The following is a 15,904-nucleotide window of genomic DNA, read 5'->3' on the forward strand; positions in this document are numbered from 1 at the left end:
TAAATCTGAATAGATCCTCAACACTTAAAATCGTTCCTACAATGAATTCGCTTCGGTGTCCTTGAGGTTTGTATTTAGGCTATTTAACTCTTTGATGAGAACGTATTGCTCATAGTATGGCCCTTGGTTATAAAAGGCTTTTCTCAGAACTTCTCCAATCATAAAAGATAGAGTGAGCTCCACCTTTTTGTCAAAACATTTTAAATCTTCCTGCAGGTCATAGCTCTCAAACTCGCACATTCTGATTATCAGTTTGATTTTACTCACCTCTAAATCAGCAGGGGATAACTTGTAGAATTCCATTTGTTTCTCAGGTTCCGTCAGGTTAGTTCTTAAGGATGTGCCGTTAGCGCCCAGTTTGTGACACAGATTAATCATCTCTGAGTTGTTCAGCACCGCGGAAATTTTATCCTTCTCTTCAATCTTATACAACTCCAGCAAACTTTCCATGGCCTGCTTTTGCTTGTAAACAGCGCTTAAGAGCCCGAAAAGCCTTAGGTAACGCCCACCTACCTCGGGGTGCCCGGAAGGTCCCTCCAACCCAAACTTCAGGAAATTTTTTTTAGCGAGTTCCCCCACCTCCAACACGTAAATGGAATGATGTAGCCTACTCCAGTTGAATTCCGCTCCTAAGTAGGAGAGGGGATTGGCGGGAGTGTTTTCTGCTGCCTTCTGCTTATCTGCAAGCTCGCTGATAAGTTGTTTCTGAAGGTTGTTATACTTCTCTATGTAAGTTTCCATTGGAGTGTCAGTGGGGCAAAGTTTCTGGAAAATTTCAACCTGATTTTTAGGCATCCTCTTTAGGGCGATGTCAATCCAACTCCTGCAAACGTCTGGCTTTAATTGGGTGTGTTATAGGCCTGTTTTCCTGTAAACACCATTAAATCAGAATTCATAATTTAACCGGGGTAGCGCAAAGCCACCCCGGTTCACTCAAGCACGAACCATTACACAAACAGTAAAACCTATCAAAACTATGCGGGCACGGCTTCGGTGTTCCGAGCCCTATGAGCTTTGGTTCGTTTCTTGAGTGTTCTCTTGTAAACGCTGTCAAATAGCAGCGGGAAAATAAGCAGGGTGAGCACGGTAGCGCTGATGAGGCCGCCAATTACCACAATGGCCAATGGTTTCTGCGTCTCAGACCCAATGCCGGTAGAAAGCGCGGCCGGCAACAAACCAATGGCGGCCATCATGGCGGTCATCACCACGGGGCGGGTGCGCTCTTTCACACCTTCTTTGATGGCTTTGGCGAGCGGCATCTCTTCCAGCAGGTTGTTCTTGAACACCGAGATAAGGATCACCCCGTTTTGCACGCATATCCCGAAAAGAGCAATAAAACCCACGCCTGCAGAGATACTGAAATTGGTATGGGTGATCAAAAGGGCCAGAATACCGCCTATCAAAGCGAAGGGAACGTTCAAAATCACAAGCGCCGCGTCCTTCCCGTTGCCGAACAAAGCAAACAAGATCAAGAAAATCAGCACGATACTCACCGGCACTACTTCCATCAGGCGATCGGTGGCCCGGATCTGGTTCTCAAACTCTCCTTTCCATTCCAGGTGCATGCCTTTGTCAAGTTTCACGGCCTGGTCTACTTTCTCCTGCGCCTCTTTGATGGTGCTACCCAAATCACGACCACGCACTGAGAACTTCACAGCAATGAAGCGGGCGTTGTCTTCGCGGTACACAAAGGCCGGACCCGTCACGCTGCTGATCTTGGCAATTTCCTTCAGCGAGATGTTGCCTCCGTGGCTTGTAGGAACCCGTAGGTTGCCTAGTTGCTCCTCGTTGTTCCGGAACTCCTGCTGGTAGCGGATTCTGATGGCAAACCTGCGCTCGCCTTCGTAGAGGCTGCTGGCGCCTTTCCCGCCAATGGCCATTTCAATGACTGCCTGCGCATCGGCGGTGGAGACGCCGTAAGAAGCCATGCGCTGCTGGTCCAGTTCAATCTGCATCTCGGGCTGCCCTATAAGGTTGATCACGCCCAAATCGTCAATTCCCTCTACCTTGTTGAGCACGTTGTACACTTGGTCGCCCAAGACTTCTAACCGTTGTAGGTTATCTCCGAAAACCTTTACCGCCATGGAGCCTTTCACCCCAGAGACAGCTTCCTCCACGTTGTCCATGATGGGCTGAGAGAAGTTGAAGCTGATGCCCTGGTACGCCGCCAGTTTGGTCTGCATCTCCTGAATGAGTTCTTCTTTACTGATTTTCCGCTGCCAATCGTCCTTGGGCTTCAGGTCCACGTGCATCTCAATGTTGAAGAAACCAGTGGGATCTGTACCATCGTTTGGCCGGCCCGTCTGCGACATTACCTGCTTCACCTCGTCAAAGGACCGGATGGTGCCCCTTATCTTCTCAGACATCTCTATGGACTGCTTCAGAGACGTGCTCATGGGCATGCTGGCCCGCACGTACACGGCGCCCTCGTTTAGTTGGGGCAGGAACTCAGAGCCCAGGAACTTGAAAGTGAAAAGCCCCGCCGCCATGATCGCCAAGGCCACCACTAAACTCGCCCGCTTGTGCTTGTAGGTGAAAGAGAAGCCTTTGTAGACGTACTTGTTCAGAAAGTTGACAAACGGATTGTTTTTCTCCCGCACGTTTTTGTTTAAAAGCATGCTGGAAAGCACCGGCACCAATGTGAGGGTGAAGAACAATGCGCCCAGCAAGGCAAAGCCCAGGGTGTAGGCCAGCGGCGAGAACATTTTTCCTTCCACCTTCTGGAAGGCAAAGATGGGTAACAAGGCGGTGATGATGATGAGCTTGGAAAAGAAAATGGACTTGCCCAAATCAATGGCCGTTTTCTTGATGATGCCGCGTTTTGAAAGCAGGTTGTACCTGGCCATGCCCACCTCGTGCGCCTTCTTGTCCAGCACCACAAACAAGCCTTCCACCATCACCACGGCCCCGTCAATGATAATCCCGAAGTCAATGGCCCCCATGGAAAGCAGATTCGCCGACATGCCCTTAAGGCGCATACACACAAAGGCAAATAGCAAGGCCAACGGAATGATGATGGCTACCGTTATGGTGGTGCGCCAATCGGCCATAAACAGGAACACGATGGCTGTCACCAGCACAATGCCTTCCAGTAGGTTATGCGATACCGTTTTGGTGGTAAAGCCAATTAAATCAGAACGATCATAAAAAGGTTTAATCTGCACGTCATCGGGGAGCACCTGTTCGTTCAACTCCGTGATCTGGTTTTTGAGCGAAGCTAGCACTTCGCTGGGGTTCTCGTTCTTGCGCATCACCACAATGCCTTCCACCAGGTTGGTTTTCTCGTCCCGTCCCACATAACCCAGGTTAGGCAAATGTGATTCCGTAACCGTGGCCACGTTGCGGATGAGTACCGGTACGCCGTTGCGGTCGGTGACCATCACGTTCTCAATTTCTTCAATGTTGTTGAGCTGCCCGATGCCGCGCACCACGTAGGCCTGCCCGTTTTTCTCGATCACGTCGCCGCCCACGTTGAGGTTGCTTTTGGCAATGGCCTCGTACACGTCGGGGGCGGTGATGTTGTATTTTCCAATCAGGCTGGGGTCTACGCTAACCTCGTAGGTCTTCACTTCTCCCCCAAAGCTCACTACATCGGCGATTCCCGGTACGCCTTTCAGTTTGCGATCGATTACCCAGTCCTGAATGGTTTTAAGTTCGCGTACATCCTTGGTTTTGCTTTCCAAGGTGTAGCGGAAAATCTCGCCGGTGGGCCCCGCGGAGGGCTGCATCTCGGCATCAATGCCCTCGGGCAAGTTCACGGTCGCCAATTGGTTCGCTACTAATTGCCGGGCATGGAAATCGTCTACCTCGTCCTCAAAGATCATGGTCACCACCGATAGCCCGAAGAGTGAAATAGAACGGAGACTGGTCTTTTTCGGCACCACATTCATTTCCACCTCAACGGGAATGGTCACAAACTTCTCCACTTCCTCGGCGCTGCGACCGGGCCATTGCGTGATGATCTGCACCCGTGTGTTGGTGACGTCTGGAAATGCCTCAATGGGCGTATGCAGAAAGCTGAAGATACCGGCCACCACAATACCGGCGGTAATGAAAAAGACCAAGAATCGGTTCTTGAGCGAGAACCCGATGATATTTTTAATAAATGAATTCATTGGAAAAACAGATAACTAAGCCGTTGAAGAACCAGGGACCCAGAGTGCCGGACCAAATCTGGATTCAACTGCCTTTAATGAAAACAGGCTAGAAACGCTAAACAGCTTATTTTGCCTTGGAGGCGTTATAGACCAGGAGCGGGTACTTGCTGATCACACTTTCACCTTCTTGGAGTCCGCTCTGGAGGTAAGCCGTCTGACCCACAGTTTGGTAAACCTGCACTTCCCGCAGTTCCACATCGCAGCGCTTGCGGTACACCATCACATAGTTCTTGCTTTGGTCGAAAACAATGGATTGCGCGGGTACCGCCAGCAGTTGCTTGCCATCGGGGTACTGCAAGCGGATGTTGGCGAACATCTCAGGCTTCAAGGAGAAATCAGGGTTGTCCAAGCGTACCCGAACTTTCATGGTGCGGGTCTCGGGATCCAGCACGTTGAAGATGCGGTCTATCTTGCCTTTGAACACTTTGTCTGGATAACTGAGGGTGGTCACTTCGGCCTCGTAGCCTTCCTTGATTTTGGAGATGTCAGACTCAAACACGTTGGCCATGACCCAAATCTCATTCATGCTGGAAATGGTGAAGATGTTGGTGTCATTGTCTGAGCGGATCTGCATGTCAGCATTGATGTTCTTCTCCACCACAAAACCCGCGGAAGGAGCTTTCACCACGTACTCAGATCCTTTGCCAATGCTGTAAATGCCGTAAATCTGCCTCATGCGTTGCACCTCTGCATCGGCGTTCTTTTTCTCCTGTTGCGCCGTCAGCAGTTCTTTTTGGGAGACTAATCCGGCCGCCAGCATGTCCTTAGCCACATCTAGATTCTTCTGCGCCACCTGCTGGGCCGATTGCGCGGCAATGCGCTGCTGCTCAAACTCGGCGATCTCGCCACTTCTGATCACCGCCAAGGTCTGGCCTTTCTGTACGTAGTCGCCCAGCTCCACCTTCACGGTTTGCACGTGTCCACCTACCAACGGAAACACTTTGAATACCTTTTTCTCATCCAATGAGATTTTGCCCACCAGTTGCAATTGGTTGGTAACTTGTTGCAGCCGCGCAGTGTCCATCCGCACCATGTTAGATAGTGTATCGGTGAGGCATAGTTCATGCGGAGCCAGGGGAGAGGAAGCGATGGTTTTCTGTTCCTCAGAGCAGGAAGAAAGGAATGCAACTCCGGTTAAGAAGACCAGTAAAGGGGCTAAGGCTATTTTTTTCATATAAATACAAGGTTGGCGAGATGATTAGTAGGTAACGACCGGCTTGCCCACGGCAAAATTGATTTCCTCCAAGGTGCGCAGGCGATTGGTGCTGAGTTCCAGCAATTGGGTGATGCTGTCGGTGTAGGTTTCGTAGTAATCCAGAAATTCAATGAGGCTGATGTTGCGACGCACAAAGCTGGAAGTGACACCTTCTAACAAGCGGTCAAAGTCTTGCCGGAAGTTGGGGTCAAAAGAAGCGTAGAACTTCTGGGCTTCCTGGGCTTTCTGGTAGGCCTGCATCACTTCGTTCTCCACCACCAGTTGCTGTTGAGACAAGAGTTGCTGACTGCGGTCTACCTCGTGCCGGGCCATTTTGATGTTGCCCTGATTGCGGTTCCAAAGCGGCAGCGGCACAGATACGTTCAAACCCACATAATCCCGGATGAAATTGCTTTGGCGGTCGTAGTTAGCCCCAACAGTGAGGTCCGGCACTGCCAAGGCTTTCTGTAACTTTAGATTCGCTTGTTGTAACTGGGTGTCTGTTTCGGCGGCTTTCAGGTCATACCGGTTTTCCTGGGCGGTTTCCAACAGATGGGCGTAAGAGAGTTGGTCTCCGTTGATATTGGTGAGGGCTTCTTCGTTCACCACTGGCACCAGCGTTGTAGTGGCCGGGGTGTTGGTGAGCAGCCTTAGTTCCGCCTGCTCTTCCTGTATTTCATTGAGCAAACTCAACTGCTGGTTGCCCAACTGGAACAGCAAAGCTTTAAGCCTGGTAATCTCTTTTAAAGGGATGTTCCCTTTTCGGTACTGTCCATCCAAAGCAGTGACTAGCCGTTGCACTGCCTGGGTTCTTTCCTGCAGCACTTTGTAGCCTTGCAGTTTGTAATGCAACTCAATAAAGCTGGTGCGTAGGGCAAAGCGCAATGTCCGCAGCAAATCAAAGTAGGCCTGCTCGGTGAGTTGGGTGTTCAGTTGTTCTACCTGTACCCGTTTGTTGCGCTTGCCAGCCAAGTAAAAGAGCTGGTCCAGTTGCACGTAGGTCTGACCTTGTTTAGATACATCAAAGTAGCGACCGTTCGTGGGGTTATAAACGCCCTGGTCTAAGCTCAGGACAGGATTTTCAAATAACTTGGCTTGGATGATAGCAGCCCGAGAAGCTTCTATGGCCGTTTTCTGTGTTAGAAGAGGGAGATTACGCTCTTGGAAAAGCTGTTCCGCCTCAGAAAGCGTAAGACGCAGCGAATCTGACGGCGCCGTAATGAGAAGGATAGGGGTACTGGTAAACTGCGCATAAACAGGCTGGAGCGAAAACGCCAGCAGGAAATGCAGAAAGATTAATTTGGGTTTCAACATGGGCACTCTGATTAAGAATGTCCAAAAGTAGAAGGCCCGTATTATAGGCTGATTAGAGCCAGATTAGAAAGTGATGAGAGAGGGAGAGTAGAACTATTTGAAGTGCTAAGATGGTGATTTAAACTTGAATTTGCAGCTATGAACAAAGAAAAAGAACTTGCCTTAAACAGGTAAATTCTTTTACAGCTGATTAAAGGAACTTCCATTCAGTCTTATTTCGGAATTCTGAAACTAAAGCCCGCACTGAGGTAATAGTCTGGAGCGTCTTCAGAAAGGCCAAGGGCGGCTGACAAGTCAAATTGGATGTTGTAGCGGGGCGCAAAGGTGATGCCTCCGTCGGCAGAATGGCTCCAACTTTGGTTTTCGGGCTTTTCTCCAAATAACTCCACATAACCGCCCCACAATTCTGAAAAATCGGTCCCTAAGGCAAGGGTGTAAATGCCGGTGCCATTTGGGGTGTCACCATCCCACTCATAGCCTAAGTTGTAGCCCAAGCTGAGTTTATCGGTGAGCGTATGGGCCAGGGAGAACCTGAAATCCGGGGCGACAAACGTGGGTCTAAATTCTGAGGAGCCTGAGGGTAAGGTCAGGTGGCCAATAAAAGCGATCTCAGGCAACAGTCCTTTTTCTTCGTTGATATAGATCTTGGTGCCTACCGCTACGGCATTTAATCCGCGCATGGTCACAGACCCATTTTCGGTGGAGAAGGTATTCTTGTGGTATTCGGTAATGAGCCGAAGTTCAAGCCTTTGGAGTACCCCAAACCTGAACAGCGTGGATGGATACAAGTAATCGGTGGTTTTCTGGCCCTGGTGTTTATAGACCTGCTTTAAAAAGCCACTTTCTGCCTGCAACGTCCCTACCGGAATTACGCTGGATGCTTCAGTTTGATCGGGCCGGTCGGTTGCCAGTTCTGAGTGCGCTTTCGTGCTGTCCTGCGTGGCTTGGGCGAAACTGAGAAAGGGAAGCACAATAAAGCAGAGCAGGGTAAAGGTTTTCATAGGAGCAGAATAGTAATATGACCTTCTTTACAGGTAAATCTAATAAAATGTTTAGGTTTATCTAAATTTTTAAAAGATTGGTTCTGTTTTGAAGGTTAATTCCTGAAAACCCTCATAAAGGAGCGGCATACCACCTTTAACCTACAGGCCGGAGTACGCCTATGAACTAGACGTTTTCTGCTGATTTTGAAATTATTTTCAGAAAATCAGCAGAAAACGTAATTATAGTATGCATGCAAACCAATTTTTAATCATCTTCGTAATCTAAACCCATCAACTTGTTGTAGGCCTGCTGCAACTCAGAGAAGGCGTGGAGTTGGCCTGACTGCCGGCTCACCTGCATGCCTTTCTGGTACGCCTGTTGGGCGAGTGCGGGCTCCTCTAGCTGCAGATAGAGACTGGCCGCGTGGTAGTAGGTACCTACATATTCTGGGTGTTCGGCCATCAGCTTTTCATAGAAGAAGCGGGCTTTACCGGTGTCTGTGGGACGGTATTCCATAGCGATGGCGTAAAGCGTGAACGGATCGTTCGGATCTTCCTCATAGAAGCTCAGGAGTTGCGTCAATCTGCTGTTGGTCGTTTCCATTTGATGAATTATTCTTTTAAATTGCCCACAAAATTAACTTAATTAAGCTAACCCTAAGTTAAATGAAGATCTTAGTTTGCATTAGCAACGTTCCTGATACTACCACCAAAATAACATTTTCCTCTGACGGTAAAGCGTTTAACACGGCCGGTGTTCAGTTTGTAATCAACCCTTATGATGAATATGCCCTTACCCGCGCCATTGAGCTGAAAGAAGCCCAAGGCGGAACAGTGACGGTATTGAACGTAGGCGAGGCAGATACGGAACCAAACATCCGTAAGGCGCTGGCCATTGGGGCTGATGACGCCATCAGAGTTAATTTGAAACCCACCGATGCCTTTTTGGTATCGCAGCAAATAGCACATTACGCTAAAGAAGGCGGGTATGACCTGATCCTGATGGGCCGCGAGTCAATTGACTACAATGGTTTCCAGGTGCACGGCATGGTAGGCGAGCTGTTGGGAATTCCGACCATTGCTCCAGCCATGAAACTGGACGTGAACGGTACCACCGCTACGGTTGAAAGAGAGATTGAAGGTGGGAAAGAGGTAATTGAGGCGTCTCTGCCGTTGGTAGTGACTGCCCAGCAGCCGATGACTGAGCCCCGCATCCCTAACATGCGTGGTATTATGACGGCCCGTACCAAGCCTTTGAAAGTAGTGGAACCAGTAGGGCAGGAGGCGAAAACCAGCGTGCAGAACTATGAGCTACCTGCTCCAAAATCTGGCGTGAAGATGATCCCTGCCGAGAGCGCTGGTGACCTGATTAAATTATTACGTAACGAAGCTAAAGTTCTATAAGCATGTCAGTATTAGTAGTGATAGAATGCGCGAACGGCGAAGTGAAGAAGTCTTCCTTGGAAGCAGCTTCGTACGGGAGCCAAGTAGCCAGCACGCTAGGCACCACGGCTACTGCCGTTGCCATTGGCGATGTGCAGGCAGATGCCTTAACCAGCCTGGGTGAGCAAGGTATTACCAGAGTTTTATTAGACAATGATAGCCGTCTGCACAATTTTGTGCCAGGGGCTTACGTGAAAGTGATCGCCAAGGCCGCAGAGCAGGAAAACTCCAGCGTGATCATCCTTTCCAATTCCAATATTGGGGCGGCTATTGGGTCGCGCTTAGCTGTAAAGCTGGGTGCCTCATTGGCCACCAACGTGGTGTCTTTGCCGCAGATCAACGGTTCTTCGTTCACCGTGCGCCGCGGGGTATTCTCGGGCAAAGCGTTCTCTGACGTAGAATTAACTTCCGATAAAAAAATAATTGCCGTTAAGAAAAACGCCCTGGAAATTGAAACTGCTGCTGGCGGCACCGCTACAGTTGGGAATCTCTCCGCTGATTTGTCTGAGGCAGACTTCGCGACGGCTCCCAAAGAAACCATCCGCCAGTCGGGCGACATCCTGTTGACCGAGGCTGAGGTAGTGGTTTCGGGCGGTAGAGGCTTGAAAGGCCCTGAAAACTGGCATTTAGTGGAAGATCTGGCCAAAGCGCTGGGTGCTGCCACTGCCTGCTCTAAGCCTGTAGCCGATGTGGGTTGGAGACCTCACCATGAGCACGTAGGCCAGACCGGTATCACCGTGAGCCCTAACTTATATATTGCCGTAGGTATCTCTGGTGCCATCCAGCACTTGGCCGGGGTTAACTCTTCTAAAGTAATTGTCGTTATCAATAAAGATCCGGAGGCCCCTTTCTTCAAAGCCGCAGATTACGGTATTGTAGGAGACGCTACTGAGGTTGTACCTAAATTGATAGAAGCTGCCAAAGCTTTGTAGACAAATAGAAGAGAAACTGTGAAGAAAATTGAGCTAGAGATTCTGGGTTTGTCCTCAAGCCAGTCGCAATCTGGATCCTTTGCCCTTGTTTTGGGTGAAAAAGAAGGAAGTCGCCGCCTGCCAATCATCATTGGTATGTTTGAGGCGCAGTCCATTGCCATCCAGATTGAAAAAATAAATCCTACCCGCCCCCTTACGCATGACTTGTTCAAGTCCTTTGCGCAACAAATGGAGGTGAGCGTGCAGGAAATTATGATTTCGGATTTAAAGGAAGGAGTGTTTTTCTCCAAAATCGTTTGCACCGACGGTGAGAAGGAATTTGAATTGGATGCCCGCCCGTCAGATGCCATTGCCATTGGCTTGCGGTTTGGGGTTCCTATCTATACGGTAGAATCTGTCTTGTCTGAGGCCGGTATCATCTTAAGTGATATGGAGGAAGACGAGGACGAAGAAGAAACCGATGAAATTCCTACTACCTCCTCGGCCGGTTCATCGGCGTCAAGCAGTAGCAGTAAAGGCAGCCTCAAAGAGGTTTCTGTGGATGAGTTGAACACCATGCTGAATGATGCCCTGGAGAAAGAGGACTACGAACGGGCCGCCAAAATCCGCGACGAGTTGAACAAACGGAATTAAGCTTTTTTGCTTATAAAAGGAAGGCGCCTTGGGTACAAACCTAAGGCGCTTTCCTTTTATAAGCTATGTTACCGTTTAGAAGGTAATTTGTTAGAAACAGGACTAAAACGAACCATTATTCTAAAGAGTAGATAGTTACATTTTCGCCTCTTGGTTCTGCTCGTCTTCCAAGCGCTCCTCTTCTTCAATCTGCTCCACTTTCTTTGCATCGCGCATGAGGCGGTTAGAGAAGATGAAGTCATTAAGCTCTTTCACATTAGTATCCATGATGGTGCTGCTGTGGCCCTCCCAAAGTTTATGGCCTTTGTACAAGAACATCACATTATCACCGTACTCCAGAACGGAGTTCATGTCGTGGGTTACCACGATGGTGGTGATGTTGTACTCTTGGGTAATCTCCTTAATCAACTCATCAATGGTGATGGCGGTGAGGGGATCCAGGCCTGAGTTGGGTTCATCACAAAAAAGGTAGGTGCAGTTAGGAGCGATAGCCCGGGCAATGCCCACGCGTTTCTTCATCCCGCCGCTCAACTCAGAAGGCATTTTGTTACCGGCGTTTTCCAGACCCACTCGCTTTAAACAGAATTGAACCCGTTCCAGACGGTCGCTTTTACTCATGTCTGAGAGCATCCGCAGCGGAAATTCCACGTTCTCATTCACGGTCATGGAGTCAAAAAGGGCGCTGCCTTGAAAGAGCATCCCAATCTTGCGCCTGATCTCCTGTTTGATGTCCAATTTGTTATTCGCGAAAATGCGTCCGTCATAGGTGATACTGCCCAAGTCTGGCTTTACCAGTCCTACAATGCATTTCAGGAGCACGCTTTTACCGGTGCCGCTGGCACCCAGCAGCATGTTCATCTTGCCCGACTCAAAGTTTCCGCTGATGCCGTTGAGCACCTTCACGCCGTTGAAGGTTTTATGGATGTTATGGATTTCTATCATGTTGGTTCAACCTGAGGGAGTTGCCTTTATTCAATTACGTGCTTAGAGCAATAACTGCGCACAAACAAAGTCGGCGATCAAAATGGCGATTACGCTGTTGGTTACGGCTTTGGTACTGGCTCTACCAACCTCCAACGCGCCTCCTTCGGTAAAGTATCCCTGGTAAGAAGAGATAGCCGCAACCAGAAAGGCAAACACCACCGATTTAATCAAAGCAAACGTGATGTTATACGGTATAAAGTCTGAGCGCAACCCCGTGATGTACTCCTGTCCAGACAAGGCTCCAGATAAGCTTCCGGCCAGGTAGCCGCCTAAAATGGAAAGAAACATAGCAGTGATCACCAGCATGGGGAAAACCAGAAACGCAGCCATGATTTTTGGCAACACTAGGTAAGAGGAAGAGTTGATCCCCATTACCTCCAGGGCGTCAACCTGTTCGGTGATGCGCATGGTGCCAAGCCCACCCGCAATGCTAGAGCCTACTTTCCCGGCCAAAACAATAGAAGTGATGGTTGGGGCCAGCTCCAAGATGGTCATTTCCCGCACCATGAACCCAATGGTAGACCTCGGGATCAAGGCATTGGTCAGGTTGTAGGAGATTTGCACGCAGGTCACCGCTCCGATAAAGGTAGAAACCACTGCCACAATGAAAACAGAGTCGATGCCAATCAAGATGGCTTCATCTATGGTTCTGTTGAACAGAATCCGGGGAGACTCACCTCTTTTAACAAGGCTGGATAAAAAGAGTAAAAATGCACCAAAAGTTTTCATGCAGTTAGTTGAAAGAGGTCCCTGCGGGGTAGCCGCAATGGGTGGTGTTTAGGCTAATCTTAGTTTCAAATGCCTATATTACGTTGAAAAAAGAAAAAACATCATTTCCATGCAAAAATATATAGTGGTGACAGGCGGTACCAAGGGCATAGGGCGGGCCATTATTGACCGTTTCGCAGCTGAAGGTTTCCATATTATCACCTGCTCCCGAAGCCCTGAAGACCTCCACAAATTAAAACTGGATATTGAGCAGCAATACACCTTTTCAAAGGTATTCCCCTTGGCCGCCGATGTAAGCCAGGAAGGGGAGGTCCGCCGGTTTGTGGAGTTTATCCAATCTCAGAAGGTGAAGGTAGATGTGCTGGTGAACAATGCTGGTTTCTTTATTCCGGGCACTATCCACGAGGAGAGCGAGACGGTGTTGCGGGAGATGATCAACACCAATCTGTACAGCGCCTATGACCTGACCAAAGGATTGGTGGGCGATATGATCAAACGCCGTGACGGGCACATCTTCAACATCTGCTCTACCGCCAGCATCACGGCTTACACCAACGGAGGTTCTTACTGTATTGCCAAGCACGCCTTGTACGGCATGACCCGGGTCCTGCGGGAAGAATTAAAGGAGCACAACATCAGGGTGACCGCCGTCTTGCCCGGAGCCACCTATACTGCCAGCTGGGAGGGAGTGGATTTACCGAAAGACCGGTTCATGAAACCAGAAGATGTGGCTAATGCCATCTGGAACGCCCACTGCATCTCAAAACAAACAGTGATTGAAGAACTATTGCTCCGTCCACAATTAGGAGACATCCCAGGTTAATGCCTTTTGTACTTTATGGAAAAGAACGACTACAGACCAGACTGGGAGGTGTACCTTTGCCAGATAGAAGGGAAGCCCGCCTTTATTGGCCTTGACCTTAATCTAAGGGCACTTGCTCCCTTAGAAAGCCACACCAGGGTAATAGAAGTTACCATTCCCTTGCTATCCCTCCAGGAAGACGGTTTTCCCGGAGAAACGGAATGGGAACCCCTAGGCAACATAGAGGACCTGCTTGCTGAAACGTTAGAAGCAAACATAGGAGCTGTTTTCGTGGGCAAAACCTTGAATGCCGGTTACCGGAAGTTCTATTTCTACGCGGAGGAAGCTTTATTAGCGGAGCACTACCTTTCGCAGGTGATGGAAGGATTCCCTGAGTACCGATATGAAGCAGACAACTGGGAAGACCCGGAGTGGGAAACCTACCTTGACTTTCTTTTTCCAGAACCCATAGACCTGCAAAGAATCCAGAACGGGAAAGTACTGCGGCACCTGGAGGAAAACGGTGACGATTCTTCCATCCCAAGGCAAGTAGAACATTTTCTCTACTTTCCAGATGAAACCTCCCGGGCGAAGTTCTGGGAAGAAGTTGCCTCTAAAGGATACCAGAAAGTAGAGGAAAGCTTTGAAGCCGATTTACCAGAAACACCTTATAAACTGCAGGTCGCCTTTTCTTCTACCACTGAAGAAGAGCCCATCAACGAAATGGTGGTTTACCTCTGGAGCCTCGCCCAGGAATATGCCGCCGATTACGACGGGTGGGAGACCTCCATTGAAACCAGGAATGCAGGCCCCTCCATCAACTGACCTACCAGCAGTGGAGAAGGAAAGGGACCTTACCTTAGCTTATTGAAAAACAGGCTTTAACTACAGAATACCTAATAAGGAAAAGAAAGCGTTAATCCTATTCTTAAAGGGCTTTGTAGGTAGAAAGCTAAAAAGAGAACAATTGAAATTCGGTAACTCTCTTTTGATTAAATTTGAGCAAATTCTAAGATATGGAACTAGAAGGAAAAGTAGTTGTGATCACCGGTGCTAGCAGCGGGATTGGTCTGGCTGCCGCCAAACTGTTATTGGAGCAAGGAGCCACCGTGGTGAGCTGGAGCCGTAGCCGGCCCAAAATCTCTCATCCAGATTTCTATTTTTTTGAGTGCGATGTGCGCTTTGAGCATTCGGTGCTGACCGCTTATGAGCAGACCGTAGAACGCCTTCGCCAGAATATATCCGTGTTGATCAACAATGCCGGTCTTGGTATTCAGGGAGCCATTGACACCATGAGCCCCCGCGACTGGCAAACCATGATGGACACCAACGTAAACGGTATCTTCTACTGCACCCGTTTGGTATTGCCCCAAATGAAAAAACAACTGGAAGGGCACATCATCAACATCTCTTCCATTGCGGGCTTAACCGGCATTGAGAACATGAGCGGCTACTGCGCCACCAAGTTTGCGGTTCGTGGTATCTCCCATTCGCTTTTCAAAGAAGTTCGGCCGCACGGTATTAAGGTAACCTGTATCTATCCCGGGTCTACTGCCACCAGTTTCTTTGATGGTTTTGAAGGAACCGGCACTGCCCCCGAGAACATGATGCAACCAGAAGATATTGCCTCCACCATCCTGCACGTTTTACAGTCGCCCCCTAACTACCACCACGTAGACATTGAGGTGCGTCCGTTGATGCCCAAGGGCCGTCCAGAGAAAAAGAAAGCCTAACCCGCGCGCATGGGAATTGAAATAAAAGACCTGACCAAACTGTATGGAGCACAGGCAGCCGTAGACCATGTCTCGTTTACGGTAAGCACGGGTGAGATTGTAGGGTTTTTGGGACCAAACGGGGCAGGCAAATCCACTACCATGAAAATTGCCACCTGTTACCTGCCGCCCAGCAGTGGAACAGTTCTGGTTAATGGGCACGATGTATTGGAAGAACCCAAAGAAGTGCGCCGCCAGGTAGGCTACCTACCCGAGCATAACCCGCTGTACCTGGACATGTACGTGCGCGAGTACCTGCATTTTGTGGGTAAACTGCATGGCTTAGGCAGCGCACAGGTAAAAGCACGTACCGAGGAAATGATAGACCTCTGCGGGCTCACCCGCGAACGGCACAAAAAGATTGGGGCTTTGTCTAAAGGGTATCGGCAACGGGTAGGGTTGGCACAGGCGCTGATCCATGATCCACAGGTCTTGATTCTGGACGAACCTACTACCGGCTTAGACCCTAACCAGATCGTGGAAATCAGGCAGCTCATCAAGCAAGTGGGCCAGGCTAAAACGGTGCTGTTCTCCACCCACATCATGCAGGAGGTAAGTGCCCTTTGTGACCGCGTCCTGATCATCAACCAGGGCAAACTGGTGGCAGACAGCCCGGTGGCCGAACTCAAAACCATGGGCCGCAAAGAAACCCGGATCTTAGCTGAGTTTGAGGCCGAAGTGAATCCTGAGCCGCTTCTTACGTTGCCAGGGGTTGACCGGGTAGAGCCTGCCGGTCCGCTCAAGTACCGCGTTATTGCAGCCTCCCAAACAGACCTGCGCTCCGCCATTTTTCGGTTGGCAGGGGAACGAGGCTGGCCCCTGGTGGGTTTGCAGCAGGAGGAGAACTCCTTGGAAAAATTGTTCCAGGACCTGACCAAAGCGCCAAAATAAATTTCCGTTTACGCCATAGTTTCAGTTAAACAGATTAGAAACGTTCAAACTACGTTGTATTAATGTTTT

At 49.5% G+C, this 15,904-nt stretch carries 15 protein-coding genes; 7 read left to right on the plus strand and 8 right to left on the minus strand.

The window, feature by feature from the left end; all coding sequences use genetic code 11:
- Positions 1-36: 36 nt before the first annotated feature.
- The 6 genes from ACW9SV_RS19265 to ACW9SV_RS19290 all read right to left on the minus strand — a co-directional run bounded on the left by ACW9SV_RS19265 (position 37) and on the right by ACW9SV_RS19290 (position 8,253).
- Complete coding sequence (locus ACW9SV_RS19265) at positions 37-741, minus strand: hypothetical protein (protein WP_479558396.1); 705 nt, start codon at positions 739-741, stop codon at positions 37-39.
- A gap of 233 nt (positions 742-974) precedes the next feature.
- Complete coding sequence (locus ACW9SV_RS19270; RefSeq protein ID WP_479558397.1) at positions 975-4,115, minus strand: efflux RND transporter permease subunit; 3,141 nt, start codon at positions 4,113-4,115, stop codon at positions 975-977.
- A gap of 106 nt (positions 4,116-4,221) precedes the next feature.
- Complete coding sequence (locus tag ACW9SV_RS19275) at positions 4,222-5,331, minus strand: efflux RND transporter periplasmic adaptor subunit (protein ID WP_479558398.1); 1,110 nt, start codon at positions 5,329-5,331, stop codon at positions 4,222-4,224.
- 24 nt (positions 5,332-5,355) lie between these two features.
- Positions 5,356-6,666, minus strand: a complete 1,311-nt coding sequence (locus ACW9SV_RS19280; protein ID WP_479558399.1) for a TolC family protein — start codon at positions 6,664-6,666, stop codon at positions 5,356-5,358.
- Between the two features lie 212 nt (positions 6,667-6,878).
- Positions 6,879-7,667, minus strand: a complete 789-nt coding sequence (locus ACW9SV_RS19285) for a transporter (protein WP_479558400.1) — start codon at positions 7,665-7,667, stop codon at positions 6,879-6,881.
- Positions 7,668-7,914: 247 nt separating this feature from the next.
- A complete protein-coding gene (locus tag ACW9SV_RS19290; protein ID WP_479558401.1) occupies positions 7,915-8,253 on the minus strand; it encodes a tetratricopeptide repeat protein in 339 nt (112 codons plus the stop codon).
- Positions 8,254-8,315: 62 nt separating this feature from the next.
- On the opposite strand from ACW9SV_RS19290, the gene ACW9SV_RS19295 reads away from it, so the two are divergent.
- From ACW9SV_RS19295 to ACW9SV_RS19305, 3 genes are read left to right on the plus strand one after another with little or no spacing between them, the layout of a single operon-like run.
- Positions 8,316-9,053: an electron transfer flavoprotein subunit beta/FixA family protein gene (locus ACW9SV_RS19295; protein WP_479558402.1), complete on the plus strand. Its 738-nt coding sequence runs from the start codon at positions 8,316-8,318 to the stop codon at positions 9,051-9,053.
- A 2-nt stretch (positions 9,054-9,055) separates the two neighbouring features.
- A complete protein-coding gene (locus ACW9SV_RS19300; RefSeq protein WP_479558403.1) occupies positions 9,056-10,024 on the plus strand; it encodes an electron transfer flavoprotein subunit alpha/FixB family protein in 969 nt (322 codons plus the stop codon).
- Between the two features lie 18 nt (positions 10,025-10,042).
- A complete protein-coding gene (locus ACW9SV_RS19305) occupies positions 10,043-10,657 on the plus strand; it encodes a bifunctional nuclease family protein (RefSeq protein WP_479558404.1) in 615 nt (204 codons plus the stop codon).
- Positions 10,658-10,792: 135 nt separating this feature from the next.
- Here the strand turns inward: ACW9SV_RS19305 and ACW9SV_RS19310 are convergent, their stop codons facing one another.
- A complete protein-coding gene (locus ACW9SV_RS19310) occupies positions 10,793-11,599 on the minus strand; it encodes an ABC transporter ATP-binding protein (RefSeq protein ID WP_479558405.1) in 807 nt (268 codons plus the stop codon).
- A 42-nt stretch (positions 11,600-11,641) separates the two neighbouring features.
- Positions 11,642-12,370 (minus strand): MlaE family ABC transporter permease, encoded by a 729-nt coding sequence (locus ACW9SV_RS19315; RefSeq protein ID WP_479558406.1) that lies wholly within the window; start codon positions 12,368-12,370, stop codon positions 11,642-11,644.
- Positions 12,371-12,479: 109 nt separating this feature from the next.
- Between ACW9SV_RS19315 and ACW9SV_RS19320 the strand changes: the two genes are divergently transcribed.
- The 4 genes from ACW9SV_RS19320 (at position 12,480) to gldA (ending at position 15,835) form a co-directional block, all read left to right on the plus strand.
- Positions 12,480-13,193 carry an SDR family NAD(P)-dependent oxidoreductase gene (locus tag ACW9SV_RS19320; RefSeq protein WP_479558407.1) on the plus strand — a complete coding sequence of 238 codons (714 nt, stop codon included), beginning with the start codon at positions 12,480-12,482 and terminating at the stop codon, positions 13,191-13,193.
- Positions 13,194-13,208: 15 nt separating this feature from the next.
- The gene (locus ACW9SV_RS19325; RefSeq protein ID WP_479558408.1) at positions 13,209-13,997 is read left to right on the plus strand and encodes a DUF695 domain-containing protein; all 789 of its coding nucleotides are present in this window, start codon (positions 13,209-13,211) and stop codon (positions 13,995-13,997) included.
- A gap of 191 nt (positions 13,998-14,188) precedes the next feature.
- Positions 14,189-14,905, plus strand: a complete 717-nt coding sequence (locus tag ACW9SV_RS19330; protein ID WP_479558409.1) for an SDR family oxidoreductase — start codon at positions 14,189-14,191, stop codon at positions 14,903-14,905.
- A gap of 9 nt (positions 14,906-14,914) precedes the next feature.
- Positions 14,915-15,835: a gliding motility-associated ABC transporter ATP-binding subunit GldA gene (gene gldA / locus ACW9SV_RS19335; RefSeq protein WP_479558410.1), complete on the plus strand. Its 921-nt coding sequence runs from the start codon at positions 14,915-14,917 to the stop codon at positions 15,833-15,835.
- Positions 15,836-15,904 lie beyond the last annotated feature (69 nt).

The sequence above is a fragment of the Rufibacter sp. JT20002 genome, from assembly GCF_056491185.1.